The sequence below is a fragment of the Actinomycetospora sp. CA-053990 genome (assembly GCF_050948445.1).
Classification (GTDB): Bacteria; Actinomycetota; Actinomycetes; order Mycobacteriales; family Pseudonocardiaceae; genus Actinomycetospora; species Actinomycetospora callitridis.
Genome location: NZ_CP192043.1, coordinates 4,915,049 through 4,934,488, shown reverse-complemented (window position 1 = coordinate 4,934,488; position 19,440 = coordinate 4,915,049). Strand labels below are relative to the sequence as shown.

Annotated in this window: 19 protein-coding genes, 2 tRNA genes, 1 other RNA gene and 1 pseudogene; 18 read left to right on the top strand and 5 right to left on the bottom strand. The window is 74.5% G+C overall.

Annotation, left to right across the window (positions count from 1 at the left end):
• Positions 1-6 precede the first annotated feature (6 nt).
• Positions 7-80, top strand: a tRNA-Met gene (locus tag ACQPYN_RS25295).
• 62 nt (positions 81-142) lie between these two features.
• Positions 143-216, top strand: a tRNA-Met gene (locus ACQPYN_RS25290).
• Between the two features lie 237 nt (positions 217-453).
• Here ACQPYN_RS25290 and ACQPYN_RS25285 read toward each other — a convergent pair.
• Complete coding sequence (locus ACQPYN_RS25285; RefSeq protein WP_433029042.1) at positions 454-909, bottom strand: DUF952 domain-containing protein; 456 nt, start codon at positions 907-909, stop codon at positions 454-456.
• Positions 861-1,415 carry a GNAT family N-acetyltransferase gene (locus ACQPYN_RS25280; RefSeq protein WP_433029040.1) on the bottom strand — a complete coding sequence of 185 codons (555 nt, stop codon included), beginning with the start codon at positions 1,413-1,415 and terminating at the stop codon, positions 861-863. Before ACQPYN_RS25280 ends, ACQPYN_RS25285 begins: the two co-directional genes overlap by 49 nt.
• A 108-nt stretch (positions 1,416-1,523) precedes the next feature.
• Here ACQPYN_RS25280 and ACQPYN_RS25275 point away from each other — a divergent pair, with 108 nt between their 5' ends.
• Together ACQPYN_RS25275 and ACQPYN_RS25270 are read left to right on the top strand one after the other, a co-directional pair.
• Positions 1,524-1,808, top strand: a complete 285-nt coding sequence (locus ACQPYN_RS25275; protein WP_274188273.1) for a YggT family protein — start codon at positions 1,524-1,526, stop codon at positions 1,806-1,808.
• Between the two features lie 97 nt (positions 1,809-1,905).
• Positions 1,906-2,499, top strand: coding sequence for a class I SAM-dependent methyltransferase (locus ACQPYN_RS25270; protein ID WP_274193803.1), 594 nt, complete (start codon positions 1,906-1,908; stop codon positions 2,497-2,499).
• Positions 2,500-2,503: 4 nt separating this feature from the next.
• Here ACQPYN_RS25270 and ACQPYN_RS25265 read toward each other — a convergent pair whose 3' ends face one another.
• Positions 2,504-3,454 carry an alpha/beta fold hydrolase gene (locus tag ACQPYN_RS25265; protein ID WP_433029038.1) on the bottom strand — a complete coding sequence of 317 codons (951 nt, stop codon included), beginning with the start codon at positions 3,452-3,454 and terminating at the stop codon, positions 2,504-2,506.
• Positions 3,455-3,572: 118 nt separating this feature from the next.
• Here ACQPYN_RS25265 and ACQPYN_RS25260 point away from each other — a divergent pair, with 118 nt between their 5' ends.
• The 6 genes and pseudogenes from ACQPYN_RS25260 to ACQPYN_RS25235 all read left to right on the top strand — a co-directional run bounded on the left by ACQPYN_RS25260 (position 3,573) and on the right by ACQPYN_RS25235 (position 10,736).
• Positions 3,573-4,784, top strand: coding sequence for a glycoside hydrolase family 3 N-terminal domain-containing protein (locus tag ACQPYN_RS25260; protein ID WP_433029036.1), 1,212 nt, complete (start codon positions 3,573-3,575; stop codon positions 4,782-4,784).
• A 61-nt stretch (positions 4,785-4,845) separates the two neighbouring features.
• The gene (locus ACQPYN_RS25255; RefSeq protein ID WP_433029034.1) at positions 4,846-6,018 is read left to right on the top strand and encodes an acyl-CoA dehydrogenase family protein; all 1,173 of its coding nucleotides are present in this window, start codon (positions 4,846-4,848) and stop codon (positions 6,016-6,018) included.
• An 11-nt stretch (positions 6,019-6,029) separates the two neighbouring features.
• Positions 6,030-7,139 (top strand): acyl-CoA dehydrogenase family protein, encoded by a 1,110-nt coding sequence (locus tag ACQPYN_RS25250; protein ID WP_433029032.1) that lies wholly within the window; start codon positions 6,030-6,032, stop codon positions 7,137-7,139.
• A 74-nt stretch (positions 7,140-7,213) separates the two neighbouring features.
• Positions 7,214-8,029, top strand: a pseudogene (locus tag ACQPYN_RS25245) (GTP-binding protein); the annotation flags it as partial.
• 245 nt (positions 8,030-8,274) lie between these two features.
• The gene (locus ACQPYN_RS25240; protein WP_433029030.1) at positions 8,275-9,348 is read left to right on the top strand and encodes a hypothetical protein; all 1,074 of its coding nucleotides are present in this window, start codon (positions 8,275-8,277) and stop codon (positions 9,346-9,348) included.
• Between the two features lie 71 nt (positions 9,349-9,419).
• Positions 9,420-10,736, top strand: a complete 1,317-nt coding sequence (locus ACQPYN_RS25235; RefSeq protein ID WP_433029028.1) for an MFS transporter — start codon at positions 9,420-9,422, stop codon at positions 10,734-10,736.
• Here ACQPYN_RS25235 and ACQPYN_RS25230 read toward each other — a convergent pair whose 3' ends face one another.
• Complete coding sequence (locus ACQPYN_RS25230; RefSeq protein WP_433029026.1) at positions 10,737-11,603, bottom strand: NmrA family NAD(P)-binding protein; 867 nt, start codon at positions 11,601-11,603, stop codon at positions 10,737-10,739.
• Positions 11,604-11,752: 149 nt separating this feature from the next.
• On the opposite strand from ACQPYN_RS25230, the gene prfB reads away from it, so the two are divergent.
• From prfB to ACQPYN_RS25195, 7 genes are all read left to right on the top strand, one after another.
• Complete coding sequence (prfB, locus tag ACQPYN_RS25225) at positions 11,753-12,868, top strand: peptide chain release factor 2 (protein WP_274188283.1); 1,116 nt, start codon at positions 11,753-11,755, stop codon at positions 12,866-12,868.
• A gap of 37 nt (positions 12,869-12,905) precedes the next feature.
• Positions 12,906-13,595: a cell division ATP-binding protein FtsE gene (ftsE, locus tag ACQPYN_RS25220; RefSeq protein ID WP_433029024.1), complete on the top strand. Its 690-nt coding sequence runs from the start codon at positions 12,906-12,908 to the stop codon at positions 13,593-13,595.
• 2 nt (positions 13,596-13,597) lie between these two features.
• Complete coding sequence (ftsX, locus tag ACQPYN_RS25215) at positions 13,598-14,494, top strand: permease-like cell division protein FtsX (protein WP_433029022.1); 897 nt, start codon at positions 13,598-13,600, stop codon at positions 14,492-14,494.
• Between the two features lie 14 nt (positions 14,495-14,508).
• On the top strand, positions 14,509-15,018 hold the full coding sequence (gene smpB / locus ACQPYN_RS25210; RefSeq protein WP_433029020.1) for an SsrA-binding protein SmpB: 510 nt from the start codon (positions 14,509-14,511) through the stop codon (positions 15,016-15,018).
• A 10-nt stretch (positions 15,019-15,028) separates the two neighbouring features.
• The gene (locus tag ACQPYN_RS25205) at positions 15,029-15,967 is read left to right on the top strand and encodes an amidohydrolase family protein (protein ID WP_433039033.1); all 939 of its coding nucleotides are present in this window, start codon (positions 15,029-15,031) and stop codon (positions 15,965-15,967) included.
• Positions 15,968-16,022: 55 nt separating this feature from the next.
• Positions 16,023-16,397, top strand: a transfer-messenger RNA (tmRNA) gene (gene ssrA, locus ACQPYN_RS25200).
• Positions 16,398-16,594: 197 nt separating this feature from the next.
• Positions 16,595-17,503: a hypothetical protein gene (locus tag ACQPYN_RS25195; RefSeq protein ID WP_433029018.1), complete on the top strand. Its 909-nt coding sequence runs from the start codon at positions 16,595-16,597 to the stop codon at positions 17,501-17,503.
• 202 nt (positions 17,504-17,705) lie between these two features.
• On the opposite strand, the gene ACQPYN_RS25190 is transcribed toward ACQPYN_RS25195, so the two are convergent.
• Positions 17,706-17,924, bottom strand: coding sequence for a hypothetical protein (locus tag ACQPYN_RS25190; protein WP_433029017.1), 219 nt, complete (start codon positions 17,922-17,924; stop codon positions 17,706-17,708).
• Positions 17,925-18,072: 148 nt separating this feature from the next.
• Between ACQPYN_RS25190 and ACQPYN_RS25185 the strand changes: the two genes are divergently transcribed.
• A complete protein-coding gene (locus ACQPYN_RS25185; protein ID WP_433029016.1) occupies positions 18,073-19,422 on the top strand; it encodes an MFS transporter in 1,350 nt (449 codons plus the stop codon).
• Positions 19,423-19,440 lie beyond the last annotated feature (18 nt).

Here is a 19,440-nt window from a genome sequence, read left to right as displayed (position 1 = left end):
ACGCAGCGCGGGGTGGAGCAGCTCGGTAGCTCGCTGGGCTCATAACCCAGAGGTCACAGGTTCGAATCCTGTCCCCGCTACGACACCGGCTCCGGAGATCGTTCCGGAGGCCGGGATCCCCAGCCCAGGGCCACGGGCACGACGCGGGGTGGAGCAGCTCGGTAGCTCGCTGGGCTCATAACCCAGAGGTCACAGGTTCGAATCCTGTCCCCGCTACGCGAGGCGACGGCCCCCGACCACCAGGTCGGGGGCCGTTCTCGTGTTCAGGGGCCGCGCCGGCCGGCCGTTCCGGCGAAGGGCGCCCACCGCCGCTCTAGTCGGCTGATGGTGCCCTTCGCGCAGTAGCCCCGGCTCCGGCCCGTTCCGGCGAAGGGCGCCCACGGCCGCTCTAGTCGGCTGATGGTGCCCTTCGCGCGGTACCCCCGGCCCGGTAACCCGGCCCGGTGCCCTGGCTCAGGACCCCCGCGTCGCGGCGTCGGCGACGGGCGGCGGCGGCCGGAAGCTCCCGTCCTGCTCCGCGACGAGGTCGTGCACGGCCACGACGGCGTCCATGGGCAGCGCACCGTAGGCGTGGGGGAACCACGGCCCTCGCGCGTCCTCGGTGCCCTGCGGGCCCACGCCGGGCTCCCAGCGCACCGGCACGCCGTGGGCGGCCAGGAGGGCGGGGTCGACGACGAGCACCACCACGTCGTCGCGGCCCGCGTAGAGCCGCGAGGCGGGCATGTGGACGGTCCCCGGGTCGGAGAGGTGGACGAACCCGACCTCGTCGAGCGACGGCGGCCTGCGGGCCCCCTCCGCGCGCGCCGCGGCGAGCTCCTCGCGGGTGCACAGGTGCAGGATCACGGCGTCGTCGGTGTCGCTCAGCGGGCCGGGGCGGCGTTCGCCCGCGTCGGCCGGTGGGTCTCCCACCGCCACACCGTCCCGCGCACCGCCCCGCCGGGGCCCGACTCGTCGCGCCGGCGCGACTGCACGCGCACCAGCCCGTTCGCCGTCAGGACGCTCGCGGCCGGGGCGCGCTCGGGCAGGGTGTGGGCCACGACGGTGTGCACCGACGGGTCCTCGAAAGCGCGCGCGACGAGCGTGCGCGTCATGGCCGTGGCCCAGCCGCGGCCCTCGAACGGCGGGAACGTCCAGAACGCGATCTCGACGCGTCCGCCGCGGACGGGCCCGCGGAAGCCGCAGGTGCCCACCACCTGGCGGTCGCGGGGGTCGACGGACAGGAACGTCCGGGGATGCACGTCGGCCTCGACGCCGCCGCGAGGGATCGGACCGGTGGTCTCGGGTGACGGCGCCACGTCGATCTCGGAGCGCAGCACGGCCTCGACCAGCGGTTCCACCCCGTCGGCGCACAGCTCCGCCAGCCCGGGCGCACCCGGACCCGTGAGCCGCTCGTCGACAGGCACCAGGACGACCACGCGACCTCCTGTCCTGCGTTCCCGACGGCGGTCGTCGACCGTAGCCAATCGATCGGGGAACCGGCAGGCGGGTCTCCGTCTCCCCGGACGGTCAGGCACTCTGGAGACATGGAGCTCGCCCTGCTGCTCGTCTACTACGCGCTCTTCCTGCTGTGGCTGTTCATCGTGGGGCGGCTCGTCGTCGAGATCGTGCGCAGCTTCGCCCGCGACTGGCGCCCCGCCGGGAGCACGGCGGCGGGGCTCGAGGTGCTCTTCATGGTCACCGACCCGCCGGTGAAGCTCCTGCGCCGCATCATCCCGCAGGTCCGCATCGGCAACGTCAGCCTCGACCTGTCGATCATGATCCTGCTGCTCGTGACGTTCATCCTGATGCGAGTGGTGGACCCCCGCTGAGCCGGAGGGACCACTGCGCGAACCCGCAGGACGAGAGAGGCGCGCGCCACGTCTCCCGAGTGGGCGACCAGCGCGGGGAGCTGACACTGTGGTCCCCGTGAGTCCTGTCCGAGACTTCGTCACCTTCGTCTCCTCGGCCGTGCGCTCCCCGGCCGTCATCGGTGCCGTGGCGCCCAGCGGGCGGGCGCTCTCCGACCTGCTCGCCTCCGTGGCCCCCGCCGAGGGGCAGCCCGTGGTCGTCGAGCTCGGGCCGGGCACGGGCGTGGTCAGCGCCGCGCTCCGCCGGCGCCTGCCCGAGGGCGCGCGCCACATCGCCGTCGAGATCGACCCCGGCATGGTGGAGCACCTGCGACGCACCCGGCCGTGGCTCGAGGTCGTCGAGGGCGACGCGGCCGACCTGCAGAAGCTGCTCGCCGACATCGGGGTCGACCAGGTCGACGCCGCGATCAGCGGCCTGCCGTGGACGCTGTTCCCGGAGTCGGCGCAGCGCGGGATCATCGACCAGGTCACCAAGGTGCTCGCCCCCGGCGCGCCGTTCACGACCTTCGCCTACAGCCACGTCACGCGGCTGCCCACCCAGCGCCGCTTCCGTGGCGTGCTGGAGAGCGAGTTCAGCGAGGTGCGGGTGACCCCGACCGTGTGGCGCAACCTGCCCCCGGCGCTGGCCTACCAGTGCCGGAACCCCCGCTAGGGGCTCACGCCCCGCGCGACGCCACCCGCGGGCCGATGCTCGCGACGTCGATCTCGGCGGGCGCGTTGGCGTCGCAGAACTCGGTGAGCAGGGCCGCGAACCGCTCCGGCTCGTCGCAGTGCGGGAAGTGGCCGGCGCCCTCGAAGATCTCCAGCCGACCGTGCGGGATGAGCTCGCCCGCCCGGCGCGCGTGCCCGACGGGGATGACGGGGTCGCGGTCGCCCCACACGACGAGGGTGGGCAGGCCCTCGGTGAGGTAGAGCCGGTCGGTGCCGCTGACCCGCTGCCCGCCGGGGCCGATGACCGACCGGACGGTGTCGACGAACGCGTCGAGGTGGGCGCGCTCGGTGAGGGAGGCGGCGTGCCGGGCGGCCTCGCGCAGCCCCACCGCGCCGGGACCCATCGTCGGCAGCGAGGCGGCCAGGCGCAGCCCGCGGGCGCCGAGCCCGAGCAGCCCGGTGGAGGCCAGGACGGGCAGCACCCATTCGGCGCCGGGGAGGGCCGCGAGGCGGAGGACCGGGCTCACGCCGCGCCCCAGACCCCCGGAGGAGACGAGCACGAGCCGCGAGCACATCTCCGGGAACTGGTAGGCGAACTGCATCGCCACCCCGCCGCCGAGGGAGTGCCCGACGACGGTGACCCGGCGGTGCCCGAGCACCGCGAGCAGGTCGCGCAGCCCGTTGGCGTAGGCGCCGAGCGAGAAGTCGCCGCCCACGCCCGCGGACTCGCCGTGCCCGAGCAGCTCCGGGGCCAGCAGGAGCCGGTCGCAGCCGGTGCCCTCGAACGCCTGCAGCACCGGGGTCCACGTCTCCGCGCTGCCGGCGATGCCGTGCACGAGGACGACGACCTCGGGATCGTCCGTGCCGTCGTCGGCGCTCCGGGCCGCGTCGGGGCACGCCTCGACGTACGACATCCGTTGCCCGTGCAGGGTGCGCGTGCGGCGCGTGGCGGTCATCGGGGGCCATCCTCTCGTCCCGCGCCGGTGCGTGCTCACCCGTGTGTCGGCACAGCGACGCAGGCGCACCTCCGGAGGGCACCGAGCCCGTCCACGCCCGTAGGGCACACTGCCCGCGATGCCCGGTGCCCGTCGCGTCCCCGTCCGCGTGCTCGTCGCCGTGACGGCGCTGCTGGTGCTCGGCCCCACCGCCTGTGCCGGGGAGCCTGCGGGGCCGCCACCGGCGCCCGCGAGCCACGCCCCGAGCCCTCGCGCCGCCACGCCCCCGTCGGCGCAGGCCCCGGCCGATCCCGCCGTCGCCTGCGTGGACAGCGTCGTCGGCAGCATGGACACCCGCGAGCGGGCCGCCCAGCTGGTGATGGTCGGCGTGCCCGCCGACGGGCTCACCGCCTCCGGGCGCGAGGCGCTCGGCGAGGGCGCCGGCGGTGTGATCCTCACCGACGCCGCCGGGGGCGAGGCCTCCCGCGCGCAGGTCACGGCCACCACGCGCGAGGTGCAGGACACCGCCCGCGTCCCCGTGACGGTCGCCGTCGACCAGGAGGGCGGCAAGGTCCAGGACCTCAAGGGCGCCGGCTTCACGCGCATCCCCGCGGCCACGACGCAGGGCCGTGACCCGGCCGGTCTGCGCGCCGACGCCCGGGGGTGGGGCGAGGAGATGTCCGGCGCCGGGGTGACGCTGGACCTCGCTCCGGTGGCCGACGTCGTCGACCCGGACCTGGGCGAGGCCAACGAGCCGGTCGGCGCCCTCGGCCGCGGCTTCGGCACCGACCCCGCGCGGGTCTCCGACGCCGTGACCGCCTTCGTCGAGGGCCTGGACCAGGGCGGGGTGCACGCGACGCTCAAGCACTTCCCGGGCCTCGGGCGGGTGCGCGAGAACACCGACTTCGCCGGCGCCGCGGACACCCGTACCGGCGTCGACGACCCCGGGCTCGCGTCCTTCCGTGCCGGGATCGCGGCCGGCGCGCCCGTGGTGATGATGTCCTCGGCGGTCTACGAGCGGATCGACCCCGACAACCGTGCCCTCTTCAGCCGCGCGGTGATCACCGACCTGCTGCGCGGGCGCCTGGGCTTCACCGGGGTGGTCTCGACCGACGACGTCGGCGCGGCGGCCGCGGTGACCGACGTGCCGGTCGGCCAGCGGGCCACCCGTTTCGTGGCCGCGGGCGGCGACCAGGTGCTGACGATCGAGGCGTCCGACCTGGGGCCGATGGTCGAGGCGCTGACGGCGAGGGCCGACGAGGACCCGGCGTTCGCCCGCCGCCTCGAGGAGAGCGCGCGCCGCGTCCTGACGCTGAAGTCGGACCGCGGGATCCTCCGCTGCGCGCCCTGATCCCTACTGGCGGGTAGTCCGATCCTGCGGAGGGTCGGGGGGTTCTGCCAGAGTGGCGTCCGTGGACCTGAGCTACACGGCCGAGGAGGAGCAGTTCCGCGAGGAGCTGCGGACCTGGCTCGCGGCCAACATCCCCGACGAGTGGACGCAGCCGGGCTTCTGGCGCGCCCTCGACGACGACGAGTCGTTCCGGCTGCGGCGGGACTGGGAGGCCTCCAAGACCGCCGCGGGCTTCTCGGGCATCGAGTGGCCGACGGAGTACGGCGGCCGCGGGGGCACGCCGGGCATGAAGGCCATCTACGACGAGGAGATGGTGCGCGCCCGCGCGCCCCAGACCGTCAACGTCCTGGGGCTGACGTTCCTCGCCCCGACGATCATGGCGATCGGTACGCCGGAGCAGAAGGCCGAGATCATCGGACCGATGCTGCGCAACGAGGTGATCTGGTGCCAGGGCTTCTCCGAGCCCGGCGCGGGTTCCGACCTCGCGGCGGTGGCCACGCGCGGCGTGCGCGACGGCGACGACTACGTGGTCAACGGCCAGAAGATCTGGACCACGAACGCCATGCACGGCGACAAGATCTTCACGATCGTGCGCACCGAGCCGGGCTGGGAGCGCCACAAGGGCCTGTCGATGATGCTCATCGACATGGACCAGCCGGGCGTCGAGGCGCGGCCGCTCAAGCAGATGAGCGGGGCCAGCGAGTTCGGCGAGGTCTTCTTCACCGACGCGCGGGTGCCGGCCAAGGACTGTCTCGGCGAGATCGGAGCGGGCTGGCGCACCGCGATGCTGCTGCTCTCCTTCGAGCGCGGCGCGTCCGGTGTCGGCCAGTACACCGAGTTCCGCCGCCAGTACGACGAGATCGTCGCCGAGGCCCGGCGTTTCGGGCGCTCGGACGACCCGGTGGCCCGCCAGAAGCTGGCGAACTGCCTCGTGGAGCTGGAGTGCCTGCGCTACCACGCGATGCACATCCTCACGCAGGTCGAGCAGGGCCGTGACCTGGGCTCCGAGTCGTCGATGACCAAGCTCCAGTGGTCGGAGACCTTCCAGGACCTCTGGGAGGCGTTCGACGACGTCCTCGGCCCGGAGGCGAGCCTCGCCCGGCCGCGCCCCGACGTCGACCTCACGCCGTTCCAGCACCAGGCGATGTGGTCGCGGTCGGTCACCATCTGGGGCGGCTCGTCCCAGGTCCAGCGCAACATCGTCGCCGAGCGCGTGCTCGGCCTCCCCCGCTGAGGAGCTCGCAGGTGTTCTTCGCGCTCACCGACGACCAGCAGGCGTTCGCGACCACGGTCCGCGAGTTCCTGGCCGACCGCTTCGACCTCGACGCCGTCCGCGGTGTCGTCGAGGACCCGCACGGCGACGGTCACCCGATCAGCCTGTGGAAGGGCCTCGCCGACCAGGGCGCGCTCGCCGTCCTCGTCCCCGAGGAGCACGACGGCCTCGGGCTCGGCCTGCTCGACGCGCAGGTCGTCGCCCGCGAGCTCGGACGCGGCGTCGCGCCCGGTCCGTGGACGGCCACCGTGCTCGCCGCCGAGGCCCTGCGCCTCGCCGGCTCGCCCGAGCAGCAGGCCGCCTGGCTGCCGGGCCTCGCCGCCGGCGAGACCATCGGCACCGTCGCCCTGCGCGGCGAGGCCGGGTCGTGGGACGGCCGGGGCATCACCGTCGACGCGTCGGGGGAGCGTCTCTCGGGCACCGCGTCGCCGGTCGACTACCCGGCCGTCGCCGGGCTGATCGTCGTCGCGGCCACCGACCCGTCCGGGTCGCCGGGCCTCTTCCTCGTGGAGAGCGGGGCCGCCGGGCTCGCGATCCGCGACCAGGAGACCTACGACGGCACCGCCCGCGTGGGCGCGGTCGAGCTCGCCGACACCCCGGCCGAGCCCCTGACCGGCGGCACGCTCTCCGGTGCCGACGCGGTGGCCGCGCTGATGGCCCGCGGCGCGGTGCTCACGGCGGCGGACCTCGTCGGCGTCGCCCGCGAGGCGCTCACCCGCACCGTCGACTACGACCGCGAGCGCAAGCAGTTCGGCGTCCCCGTCGGGTCGTTCCAGGCGATCAAGCACACGATGGCCGACCTGCACGTCGCCGTGACGATGGCCGAGCACGCCGTGCTCTTCGCCGCCCACGCCGTGGACACGGCCGACCCCGGCGTCGACGTCGCGGTCGCCGTCGCGAAGGCGAAGGCCGCCGACGCCGCGTGGGCCGCCACCGGCGCGATGATCCAGTTCTTCGGCGGCATCGGCTTCACCTGGGAGCACGAGGCGCACTTCTTCTACAAGCGCGCTCGCCGCCGCGCGCCGCTGTTCGGCTCCGCCGACGAGCACCGCGAGCGACTGGCCGCCCTCACGATGGACTGAGCAGCCCTTGCCGTGATCTCGGTCACTCCGGTGAACTGGACGGTCACGGACGAGACGCGCGCGAGGTGGTCGTCATGGCTGGTCGGACGGCGGGCGATTCCGCCCGGAGAGCACGCAACGGCCGCGGGGACGCCCTCGCCCCCGACGACCCGTCCGCCGTGCGTTCGGTCGCGGTGGTCGGGCCGATGGCCGCGGGCAAGACGACGCTGATCGAGGAGCTCCTCGCCGCGACCGGCACGATCCCCCGCGCGGGGTCGGTCACCGCCGGCACGACGGTCACCGACCACGACGCCGACGCGCGCCGCCAGCAGCGGTCCGTGTCGCCGGCCGTGGCCTCGCTCGTCCACCGCGACATCAAGATCAACCTGATCGACACCCCGGGCTGCCCGGACTTCCTGGGCGAGGTCCGCGCCGGCCTCCGCGCCGCCGACGCCGTGCTGTTCGTCGTCGGGACGGCCGACGCCGCGGACGGGGTCGCCGCCCCGACCTCGGCCCTGCTCGCGGAGTGCCGGCGCGCGGGCGTGCCCGCGGTGCTCGTGCTCAGCCGCCTCGACCACGCCCGCGCCGACGAGGCGGCCGCGCTCGCGACCTGCCGCCGGGTGGCGGAGGGATCCGGCGAGGTGCTCGTCCCGGTCACCCGGACCGAGCGGGGCGCCGACGGCACCCTGACCGTGCACCCGCTGCTGGAGGGCCCCGACGGCACGGACCCGACCGCCGAGGACGACGAGGACCTCCGGCGCGAGCTCGTCGAGACCCTCATCGAGCAGGCCGAGGACGAGGCGCTGCTCGAGCGCTGGATCGGCGGCGAGGCCGTGCCGCTGGCCGCGCTGCGCGAGGACCTCGCCGCGGCGGTGGCCCGGCGCGCCCTCGTCCCGGTCGCCGGCGTGTGCGGTCCGACCGGCGCCGGGCTCGACGCGCTGCTCGACCTCGTCGTCGACGCGGTGCCACCCCCGACCGCGCACAGGCCGTTGCCCGCGCACGCCCCCGACGGCGCCGGGCACGACCCCGTGGCCCCCGATCCGGACGGCCCGCTCGTCGCCGAGGTCGTGCACACCGGCACCGACGGCCAGGGCGGGCGGGTCTCGCTGGTCCGCGTCTTCTCCGGCCGGCTGCGCCCCGACACCGTCCTGTCCGTGTGCGCCGACCCGCTGCGCCTCCCGCGCCGCGCGACGCGGAGGACCCCACCGGGGCCGACGCCGGTCCGCGCGAGACCACCCGCGTCACCCGCGTCTACGCGCCGCTGGGGGCGACGCTGCGCGAGGTGCCGTGGTGCGTCGCGGGCGACCTGTGCGCGCTCACCCGGCTCGGCGTCGCCACCACCGGCGACACCCTGTGCACCGCGGACGACCCGGTCGGGCTCGACGGGTGGGAGCTGCCCGAGGCGCTGCTCCCGGTGGCCGTCACCGCCGCCGACCGGACGGCCCAGGACGCCATGGCCCGCGGGCTCTCCCGCCTGGCCGCCACCGAGACCACGCTGCGCGTCGAGCGCAACGAGGACACCCACCAGATCGTGCTGTGGTGCACGGGCGAGGCCCACGCCGACGTCGTGCTCGCCCGGCTGCGGGCCTCGGGCGCGAACGTCGAGGTCACGGACGTCGCGGTGCCCGAGCGCGAGACGGTGGCCGGATCCGCGACCGGGCTCGGGCGGCACGTCAAGCAGTCGGGCGGGCACGGCCAGTTCGCCGTGTGCCGCATCGAGATCGAGCCGCTGCCGCGCGGGTCGGGCGTCGAGTTCGTCGACCGGATCGTCGGCGGGGCGATCCCGCGGGCCTACATCCCCGGCGTCGAGAAGGGGGTCCGCGCCCAGCTCGAGTCCGGGGTCACGCCGGGCCGGCCCGTCGTCGACGTGCGGGTGACCCTCGTCGACGGCAAGGCGCACAGCGTCGACTCGTCCGACCAGGCGTTCCAGACCTCGGGGGCGCTCGCGGCGCGGGAGGCGGTGGCGGCGGCGGGGACCGTCGTGATGGAGCGCCTGTACGAGGTCGAGGTCGCGGTGGACGACGGGCAGCTCGGCGTCGTGCTCGGCGACCTCTCCGCCCGTCACGGCCGGGTCGTCGGCACCGAGCCGGGCGAGCCGGGGTGCACGCACGTGCGCGCCGAGGTCCCGGAGCAGGCCCTGCTGCGCTACGCCGTGGATCTGCGCGCCCTGACCTCGGGGACGGCGTCGTTCACCCGGCGCTTCAGCCGCTACGAGCCGGTCGGCGGGTAGCGCCCGAGGTCTTTCCGAACGTCCGTTCGGCTGATTACCCTCCCGGCGCACCGATCGAGAGGGAGCCCGCGATGACGCAGAGCCCGCCGACGTCCACCGAGGACCCCGCTGCGGTACGCCGGGTCGCGCTCGCGAGCCTCGTCGGCACCACGGTCGAGTGGTACGACTTCTTCATCTACGCCAGCGCGGCGGGGCTGGTGTTCAGCCAGCTGTTCTTCACCGCGCTCGACCCGGCCACCGCGCTGCTCGCCTCGTTCGCGACCATCGGCGTCAGCTTCGTCGCCCGCCCGCTGGGCGGGGTGATCGCGGGCCACCTCGGCGACCGGGTCGGGCGCAAGCGCATGCTCGTGGCCACCCTGCTGATCATGGGACTGTCGACGGTGGGCGTCGGCCTGCTGCCCACCTACGCGAGCATCGGCGTCGCCGCCCCGATCCTGCTGCTCGTGCTGCGCCTGCTGCAGGGCCTCTCGGCGGGCGGCGAGTGGGGCGGCGCCGCGCTCATGGCCGTCGAGCACGCCCCGCCGGGCCGGCGCGGGTTCTTCGGCACGTATCCCCAGGTCGGCGTGCCGATCGGGCTGATCCTCGCCAACCTGGTGTTCCTCGTGGTGTCGACGTCGACCACCAAGGAGCAGTTCCTGTCCTGGGGCTGGCGCATCCCGTTCCTGCTCTCGGTGGTGCTGATCGGCGTGGGCCTCTTCGTCCGGGCCCGGGTGGACGAGAGCCCGGTGTTCGCGAAGCTGCGCTCGCAGCGCGCCCGCCGGTCCGCGCCGATGCTCACGGTGCTGCGCGACCAGCCCCGCGCCCTGCTCGTCGCGATCGGGCTGTTCATCGCCAACAACATGATCGGCTACCTGCTGATCGCCTTCATCACGTCGTACGGCACCCGCGTCCTGGGGCTCCCGAGTTCGACGATGCTCGCCGTCGGGATCGTGGGCGCGGTCGTGTGGGGCGTCGCGATCGTCTGGTCCGGCGCGTGGTCGGACCGGGTCGGGCGGCGGCGCGTCTACCTCATCGGCACCATCGCCCTGCTCGTCTGGTCGTTCCCCTTCTTCCTGCTGCTCGACACGGCGTCGCTGCCGCTCATGCTGCTCGCGGTCGCCGTGCTCGGCGTCGGACTCGGGCTGACCTACGGCCCGCAGGCCGCGGCGTACGCGGAGCTCTTCCCGGCCGACGTGCGCTACAGCGGCGCGTCCTTCGCCTACGCGATCGGCGCGGTGCTCGGCGGCGGGTTCGCGCCGCTCATCGCGCAAGCGCTGATCGGTGCGACCGGGACGTCGCTGTCGGTGTCGGTGTACATGGTCGTCGTCTGCCTGATCACGCTCGCCGCCGTCCTCGCGATGCGCGAGGGCACGGCGGCGGAGCGGGAGGCGTTCGTGGTCGGGACGTGATCAGGCCGCGCCGGCGCCGGTGAACGCGCCGGCGTGGTCGCGGGCGAAGTCGGTGATGTCGATGGCCGGGCGACCGGTGACCTGCTCGATCGCCGGGTCCACGAGGGCGGCCTCGCCCCGCGCGTAGTGGGCGTAGTCCTCGACGAGCCCCGCGAGCCCCCACGGGGGCAGGAACCACGCCAGCGCCTCGGCGAACGCGGCGGGCGTGACGTCGTCGAACGCGACCGGGCGCCCCGTCGCGGCCGACAGTGCGGCGGCGATCTCCGGGTGGGTCACCGCGCGGGGGCCGGTCAGCGTGTAGGTCGCGCCGGCGTGCCCCGGCTCGACCAGGGTCGCGGCGGCGACCGCGCCGATGTCGCGGACGTCGACGGCGCTGACCGCGGCGTCGCCGATCGGGGCGGCGAAGCGCCCGGTCCGGGCGATCTGCTCCGCGAAGGCGAGCAGACCCTGGAAGAAGAGGTTGGGGCGCAGGACCACCCGCTCGATCGGCAGGGTCGCCAGGTGCGCCTCGACCTCGGCGTGCCAGCGCAGGAAGCGCACCGGCGAGTCCGGGCGCGCGGCGAACTGGGAGAGCACGACGAGGCGTCGCACGCCGGTCGCCACGGCCGCGTCGGCGAACCGGATCTGGCGCTCCGCGGCCTGCTCCGAGGACGGGGTCACGAGGTAGGCGGCGTCGACGCCCTCGAGCGCGCGGGCCACCGCGGCCCCGTCGTCGAGGTCGGCGACCGCGACGTCCCCGGGGAAGCGCGCCGCCTGCTCGGGGTCGCGGACCATCACCCGCGGGGTGACGTCCCGGCCCTCGAGCGCGGTGAGCAGGGCGGCGCCGGTGGCGCCCGTGGCGCCGGTGACGAGGACGGTGGGGTGCATGGCTGCCTCCTGAGGGGCGAGACGTGAAGCGAGAGCAGCGCTCTCGCAATCGAGCATGCACCTCGGCGGGACAGAGTGCAAGAGCAGTGCTCTCGTTCTCGCGATGCTGGCACGGAGGTGCCGGGAGACCGGGCGATTACGCTGGGGGAGTGGATGACACGACCGCGACCGAGCTGAAGGACCTCGCCGCCTCCCTGGACAGTGTCGAGGCGGCGATGGACCTCGACGGTCTGCGGCGTGAGGTGGCCGAGCTCGAGCAGCAGGTCCAGGCACCCGATCTCTGGGACGACGTCGCGACCGCGCAGAAGCTGACCAGCGCGTTCACGCACAAGCAGGCCGACCTCAAGCGGGCCGAATCGCTGCGCTCGCGCCTCGACGACCTCGGCACGCTCTACGAGATGGCGGACGAGGAGGCGGGTCAGGACTCCACCGACCTGCGCGCCGAGGCCGACACCGAGCGTGCCGCGCTGCTCGCCGACGTCGCGGCCTTCGAGGTGCGCACGCTGCTCTCCGGCGAGTACGACGAGCGTGACGCGCTGGTCACCGTCCGGGCCGAGGCCGGCGGCGTCGACGCCGCGGACTTCGCCGAGATGCTCATGCGCATGTACCTGCGCTGGGCGGAGCGCCACGGCTACCCGACCGAGGTCTACGACACGTCGTACGCCGAGGAGGCCGGCATCAAGTCGGCCACGTTCAAGGTGTCCGCGCCGTACGCCTACGGCACCCTCTCGGTGGAGCAGGGCACCCATCGGCTGGTCCGGATCTCGCCGTTCGACAACCAGGGCCGACGCCAGACCTCGTTCGCCGGTGTCGAGGTGGCCCCCGTCGTGGAGTCGACCGACCACGTCGAGATCGACGAGAAGGACCTGCGCGTCGACGTCTACCGCTCGTCGGGGCCCGGTGGTCAGGGCGTCAACACCACCGACTCCGCGGTCCGGCTGACCCACCTGCCCACCGGCATCGTGGTGTCCTGCCAGAACGAGCGCTCGCAGCTGCAGAACAAGGCGTCGGCGATGGCCGTGCTGGCCGCGAAGCTGCTGGCCCGGCGCAAGGAGGAGGAGCGGGCCCTGCTCGACTCCCTCAAGGACTCCGGGTCGAGCTGGGGCAACCAGATGCGCTCCTACGTCCTGCACCCGTACCAGATGGTCAAGGACCTGCGGACCAACCACGAGACGTCGCAGACCTCGCAGGTGCTCGACGGCTTCATCGACGACTTCCTCGACGCCGGCATCCGCTGGCGCAAGCAGAGCGAAGCCGCCGCGTGACGAGCGGCGGATCTCCGGCGCAGTAGCATTCCCGGCCGTGATCCGGCTGGAGAACGTCTCGAAGGTCTACCCGACCTCCGCCCGGCCGGCGCTCGACGACGTCAGCGTGGAGGTCGAGCGGGGCGAGTTCGCCTTCCTCATCGGTCCCTCGGGGTCGGGGAAGTCGACGCTCCTGAGGCTGCTGATCCGCGAGGACGTGCCGAGCTCCGGCACCGTCTGGGTGGCCAACTGGAACGTCGGCGGGCTGGCCGGCCGCCGCGTGCCGCGGCTGCGCCAGCGGATGGGCTGCGTCTTCCAGGACTTCCGGCTGCTGCCGAACAAGACCGTCGCCGAGAACGTGGCGTTCGCCCTCGAGGTGATCGGCAAGCCGCGGCACACGATCCGGACCGTCGTGCCCGAGGTGCTCGACCTCGTCGACCTGGCCGGGAAGGCCGACCGCATGCCCTCGGAGCTCTCCGGTGGGGAGGCCCAGCGGGTCGCGATCGCCCGGGCCTTCGTGAACCGGCCGCTGGTCCTGCTCGCCGACGAGCCCACCGGCAACCTCGACCCCGAGACGTCCACCGGGATCATGACGCTGCTCGAGCGGATCAACCGGACCGGGACGACGGTGCTGATGGCCACGCACGACCGCCAGATCGTCGACAGCATGCGCCGCCGGGTGGTCGAGCTCTCCGCGGGCAAGCTCGCGCGCGACGACGCCCGGGGCGTCTACGGGGTGGCTCGCTGACCATGATGTTCGTCTGGCGCGAGGCCTTCGCGGGGCTGCGGCGCAACCTGACGATGTCGATCGCGATGGTGATCACCACAGCGATCTCGCTGGGCCTGCTCGGCGCCGGCCTGCTCGCGGTGCGCACGATCGACCGCACCGAGGAGCTCTACTACTCGCTCATCGCCGTGCAGGTCGCCCTCGACGAGCCGACCAGCGCCGACGACCGCGACTGCTCGAGCCCGGTCTGCACGGGGCTGCGCGGCGAGCTCGAGGCGAACCCGCTGGTGGCGTCGGTGTCCTACGAGAGCCGGGACGACGCCTTCGCCCGCTTCCAGCGGATCTACGCCGGGCAGTCGATCCTGCAGCTCGTACGGCCCCAGAGCCTGCCCGCCACGCTGCGCGTGACGATGGCCGACCCGCTGCGCGGGGAGGAGATCGTCACGCAGTACACGGGGCGGCCCGGGGTGCGCAACGTCGTCGACCAGCGCAGCACCGTCGCGGACCTCTTCTCGTTCCTCGGCAGCGTGCGCAACGCGACGTTCGGGCTGGCGGTCGTCCAGGCCCTCGCCGCGCTCCTGCTGATCTCCAACACCATCCAGCTCTCGGCGTTCACCCGGCGGACCGAGGTCGGGATCATGCGGCTGGTCGGCGCCACGCGCTGGTACACCCAGGTGCCGTTCCTCATCGAGGCGGTGGTCACCGGCGTCGTCGGGGCGGTGTTGGCCACCGGCGGGCTGGTGCTCGGCAAGATCTTCTTCCTGGACCGTCTGATGTCCGGACGGCTGCTCGCCAACACGATCCCGCCGATCGGGATGAGCGACGTGCTCGGTTACGTTGGACCGGTGTTGGTGGTCGTCGGTGCATTGATCGCCACCGCCACGGGGTACGTGACCCTGCGGCTGTACGTACGCACGTAGAGAGGGGAGGGCTGATGGCACCGAAGACGGCTCCCAAGAAGGCCAGCAGCAACCGCCCCGAGGAACGCCGCAAGGTCGTCGCGACGAACCGCAAGGCGAAGTACGACTACGAGATCCTCGACGTCTACGAGGCCGGCATCGCCCTGCAGGGCACCGAGGTCAAGAGCCTGCGGGCCGGGCACGTGTCGCTGAACGACGCGTTCGCGCTGGTCACCGACGGCGAGGTCTTCCTGCGCGGGCTGCACATCCAGGAGTACGACTTCGGCTCCTGGACCAACCACGAGCCCCGGCGCGTCCGCAAGCTGCTGCTGCACAAGTCGGAGATCGCGCGGCTCGTCGGCAAGACGCGCGAGACGGGCCACACCCTCGTCCCGCTGTCGCTCTACTTCTCCGGCGGCCTGTGCAAGGTCGAGCTCGCCCTCGCGCGCGGCAAGGCCAAGCACGACAAGCGCGAGGCGATGGCCGAGCGCGACGCGAAGCGCGAGGCCGAGCGGATCGTCGGTCGGCGGATCAAGGGGTGGTGACGCGGGCGTGGTGAGTCCCGCCCGCGATCCGCTGGCGGCGCCGCCGGTGGACGACACCGACGTGCCGGCCTGGGTGGCCGCCACCGGCGTCGACGGCCTGGTCGACCTGCACGTGCACTTCCTGCCCGACCGGATGCTGCAGAAGGTGTGGGCCTACTTCGACCAGGCCGAGACCCACTACGGGCGGGCCTGGCCGATCCACTACCGCGAGCCCGAGCAGACGCGGATCGACCTCCTGCGCGGGTTCGGGGTGCGCACGTTCGCGCCGCTGGTCTACCCGCACAAGCCGGGGATGGCGGCGTGGCTGACGTCGTGGGCGCTGGAGTGGGCGACGGAGGTGCCCGAGGCGGTGCCGACCGCGACCCTCTTCCCCGAGGAGTCGGTGACGACCTACCTCGGCGACGCGCTCGACGCGGGCGCCCGGGCGGTGAAGGCCCACGTCCAGGTCGGCGGCTACGACCCGCGCGACCCGCTGCTCGACCGCGCCTGGGGCCTGATCGCCGAGGCGGGGGTGCCCGCGATCGTGCACTGCGGCGACGGCCCGATCCCCGGCGCGCACACCGGCATGGACATCTTCGCCGAGGTCCTCGAGCGCCACCCGCGCCTCACCGCGGTGCTCGCCCACGCCGGCCTGCCCGAGTACGAGCGCGCGCTGGGCCTGCTCGAGCGCTTCCCGCGGGTGCACCTCGACACGACGATGGTGGGCACCGCCTACACCGAGCAGTTCGCACCGCTGCCGCGCGACTGGCCGGCGCGGCTGGCCGGCGTGGCCGACCGCGTCGCGCTCGGCACCGACTTCCCGAACATCCCGTACGCCTACGCCGAGCAGCTGGCGGCGATCGCCTCGTGGGCCGCCGCCGACGACCGGCTGGGCGCGCCGTTCCTGCGCTCGGTGCTCCACGACGTGCCGGCCGGGTTGCTGGGCGTCGACCATGGGACGGCGGGATGAACCGGGCACCGACGCGCGTTATGATCGGTGGCCGTCCGCAGAGTGCGGGCGCCGAGGGGGTGACTGGTTTCGACTCCGAGTGGTTCATCAGGAGAAGCGTGCCGAGGAAGGCAACGATGATCTCGTTAACCATGCGTTGCAATGAATTAAGCGCCGAGAGTTCTCAGCGCGACTTCCAGCTCGCTGCCTGACAGCGAGTAGGGAAGTCTGTCGGCCCGGGTTCGTCCCCGGCCCGGTCGCCGGCATCAGCTAGGGGTCTCACCGTCGGGCTCGGTCGCGGAGCTCGGCGGGACACCAGACAGCGACTGGGATCGTCACACCGGCTCGTTCGCAAGACCGGTGGATCCGAGTAGAGACGTCGCGGACTGCGCACGGAGAAGTCCTGATTGCTGATCGGAGGACCCGGGTTCGATTCCCGGCACCTCCACCCCCCTCACACCTCGGGCCCGGAGAGCACCCGCTCTCCGGGCCCGAGGTCGTCGGGGGGAGTCGCTCTCGTCGTCCTTTCGACCGGGCGGCTCCGGCCGATGGACCGGTCGACCCAGCGTCACCTCGGGCGCTACCGTGGGCACACAGGCTCACTCGTCCGGAGGAGCCTGCCCGGACGGACGTGCACCGACGAAGGGGGTGAGGGCGACGGATCCGGAAGAGGCGCCCACCCCCGCCCCGGACGCCGGTCCCGGCGCGGCCGACGCCGCCACGCGCGGCCTCGACGCGGTCCTGGGCCGCGAGGTCGCGATGGTGACGCTGCCCCCGGTGCACGGCGAGGACCTCGTCGTGCGCACCGAGCAGGTCCGGCGCCTCGCGGGCCTGCACCACGGTCACCTCGTCGAGGTGTTCGACGTCGACGGCCTCGCCGAGGGCACCGAGAGCACCCTGGTGCTCCAGAGCGTCGACGGCCGTCCCCTCGACCCGGCGTCCGACCGCTCGCGCTGGGCGCCGATCACCGTCGCCGAGGTGGGCGCACAGCTCGCCTCCGGGCTCGCGCACGCCCACGCCCGCGGGGTGGTGCACGGCCGGATCGGGCTCGCGAGCGTGGTGCTCGGCGGCACCGTCGGTGCGCCGCACGCCTGGCTCACCGGCTTCACCGCGGCGCTGCGTCCCGCGCCGCCCCTCGATCCGCCGCCTCTCCATCAGGGGCCCGGCGCGGTGCCGCCCCACCCCGCCGACGACGTCGCCGCCCTCGGCCGCGCGCTCGGCGCCGTCCTCGACCCGGCCGCGCCCGCGGCGCCGGCCCTCGAGCACGCGCTCGGCGACATGGCCGCCGGGAAGATCGCGGCTCGCACCGCCGCCGAGACCCTCGCCCGCGTCGCGGAGGCGCTGCGCCACGTCGACGACGACGAGACCGGCATCGTCCCGCTCGTGGCCGCGTCGCCGGCCATGGCGGCGGCGGCACCCGCCGTGACGGCGCCGCCCGTCGCCGTCCCGCCGGTGCCCGCGCCGCGGGAGGGGAGCGCGTCCCCGCGCGTTTCGGCCGGCGCGCACGACTGGCCGGGCGCGGCGTCCAGCTCGCGGCCCTCGGCGGCGCCGCCCTGACGGTCGCGGCGGCGTCCGGGCTCTTCCTCTGGGCGTCCGAGGAGCCGGGGACGCCGCGCGAGGCCGGGGTGTCCGACCTGACGACGCCGACCCGGCCCGTCGCTCCGCCGGTCGCGGTCGCCCCGCCGGGGTCGTCGGGCCCGGACGGGTCGTCGGGGTCGTCTGGGGCGTCCACCTCGCAGGACGAGGACGGCGAGGACACCTACGTGCGCGAGACGTCGTCGCGCAGTACCGACCCCAGCCCCATCACCAGCGACGTCACGACGCTGCCGGCCCCGCCCGTCGTCCCGCCGGTGGTGCCCCCGACGGTCCCGCCGACCGTCCCGCCGACGACGACCTCCACCACGGGGCCGACCACCGGGCCGACGACGGGCCCGACCAGCACCACCACGACACCGGTCGCGCCCCGCAACGCGGGCACCCCCGCCACCCTCGCCGCACCCTGACCCCCGGCGCCCGCCCCTGAGCGCGGGCACACCGGTCGGGGGCACACTGGTGCGAGGGCACACTCGGCCGCAGGCCACCCCGTGGCCCCGTGTCCCCGAGCAGCGAGGGAGCTCCCCAGCCCCATGGGTGCCGCACCGCAGCGGAACCGCACCCCCGAGGACCCGACTCCCGACGACGCCGCCTCGTCCGCCGCCTCGTCCGCCGCGACACCGTCGCTGCCCTGGGAGGTCTGGGCCCTGCTGGCGGGCAGCTTCCTGGTCGCCGCCGGGTACGGCATCGTCGCGCCGGCCCTGCCGGTGTTCGCGCAGAGCTTCGGGGTCGGGGTCACCGCGGCGGCGGCGGTGGTCAGTGCCCTGCCGGTGATGCGCCTGCTCTTCGCGCCGATCTCGGGGCGTCTGGTGGCCCGCACCGGCGAGCGCACGATGTACCTCACGGGCCTGCTCGTCGTCGCCGCGTCCACCGGCGCCTGCGCGCTGGCCACCAGCTACACCCAGCTGCTGATCTTCCGCGGCCTCGGCGGCATCGGGTCGACGATGTTCACCGTCTCGGCGTTCTCGCTGATGTTCCGGCTCGCCCCCGACGGACGCCGCGGGCAGGCGAGTGGGCTGTTCACCGGCGCGTTCCTGCTCGGCGGGGTCACCGGCCCGGCGTTCGGGGGCGTGCTGGTCACCGTCGACCTGCGCGCGCCCTTCATCGTCTACGCGCTGGCCCTGGTGCTCGCGACCCTCGTCGTCGGCACGCTGCTGGCCCGCTCCACGCACGTCGGCGCGCGGCCCCGGGACCCCGACGCGACCCCGCTGACGATCAGCGCGGCGCTGCGGAGGCCGACCTACCGCGCGGCGCTCGTCTCGAGCCTCGCCACCGGCTGGGCCGTACAGGGCGTGCGCGTCGGCCTGCTCCCGCTGTTCGTGGCCGTCGCCCTGGGTCGCGAGCCGCTGTGGGCGGGGATCGCGCTCACGGTGTTCGCGGTGGGTGACGGGCTGGTCCTGCTCGCCACCAGCGGCCTGTCCGACCGCCGGGGCCGGCGCCCCGTGGTGATCGCCGGGCTCGCGCTCGTCGCCGTGGGCACCGCCTCGCTCGCCCTGGCCACGCTGTCGGGCACCGCGGGGCTCGTCGTGCTGCTCGCGGCCTCCGCCGTCGCGGGCGCCGGGGCCGGCCTGCTCCAGCCCGCGCAGGGCGCCGCCGTCGCCGACATCGTCGGGTCGCGGCGCTCCGGGGGCCCCGCGCTCTCGGGGTTCCAGATGGCCGCCGACGTCGGGTCGATCGTCGGACCGGTCGCGGCCGGCGCGCTGGCGGAGAACGCGTCGTTCGGCGGGGCCTTCGTGCTCAGCGCGTCGATCGCCCTCGTCGCCCTCGTCGTGTGGGCCCGGGTGCCGTCGGGGAGCGGTCCGTCAGGCGATGCGGGGGCCGATCCGGCGGGCGATCCGGCCGGCGGTTCGTCGGGGGAGGACGCGGGCACCCGCCGCGCATGACCCGCCGCGCCGGGGACG

Coding starts and splice junctions, on each gene's coding strand:
- ACQPYN_RS25185 (WP_433029016.1), top strand. CDS start 18,073: ATGGGTGCCGCACCGCAGCGGAACCGCACCCCCGAGGACCCGACTCCC.
- ACQPYN_RS25235 (WP_433029028.1), top strand. CDS start 9,420: ATGACGCAGAGCCCGCCGACGTCCACCGAGGACCCCGCTGCGGTACGC.
- ftsX (WP_433029022.1), top strand. CDS start 13,598: ATGATGTTCGTCTGGCGCGAGGCCTTCGCGGGGCTGCGGCGCAACCTG.
- ACQPYN_RS25265 (WP_433029038.1), bottom strand. CDS start 3,454: ATGACCGCCACGCGCCGCACGCGCACCCTGCACGGGCAACGGATGTCG.
- ACQPYN_RS25260 (WP_433029036.1), top strand. CDS start 3,573: ATGCCCGGTGCCCGTCGCGTCCCCGTCCGCGTGCTCGTCGCCGTGACG.
- smpB (WP_433029020.1), top strand. CDS start 14,509: ATGGCACCGAAGACGGCTCCCAAGAAGGCCAGCAGCAACCGCCCCGAG.
- ACQPYN_RS25275 (WP_274188273.1), top strand. CDS start 1,524: ATGGAGCTCGCCCTGCTGCTCGTCTACTACGCGCTCTTCCTGCTGTGG.
- ACQPYN_RS25230 (WP_433029026.1), bottom strand. CDS start 11,603: ATGCACCCCACCGTCCTCGTCACCGGCGCCACGGGCGCCACCGGCGCC.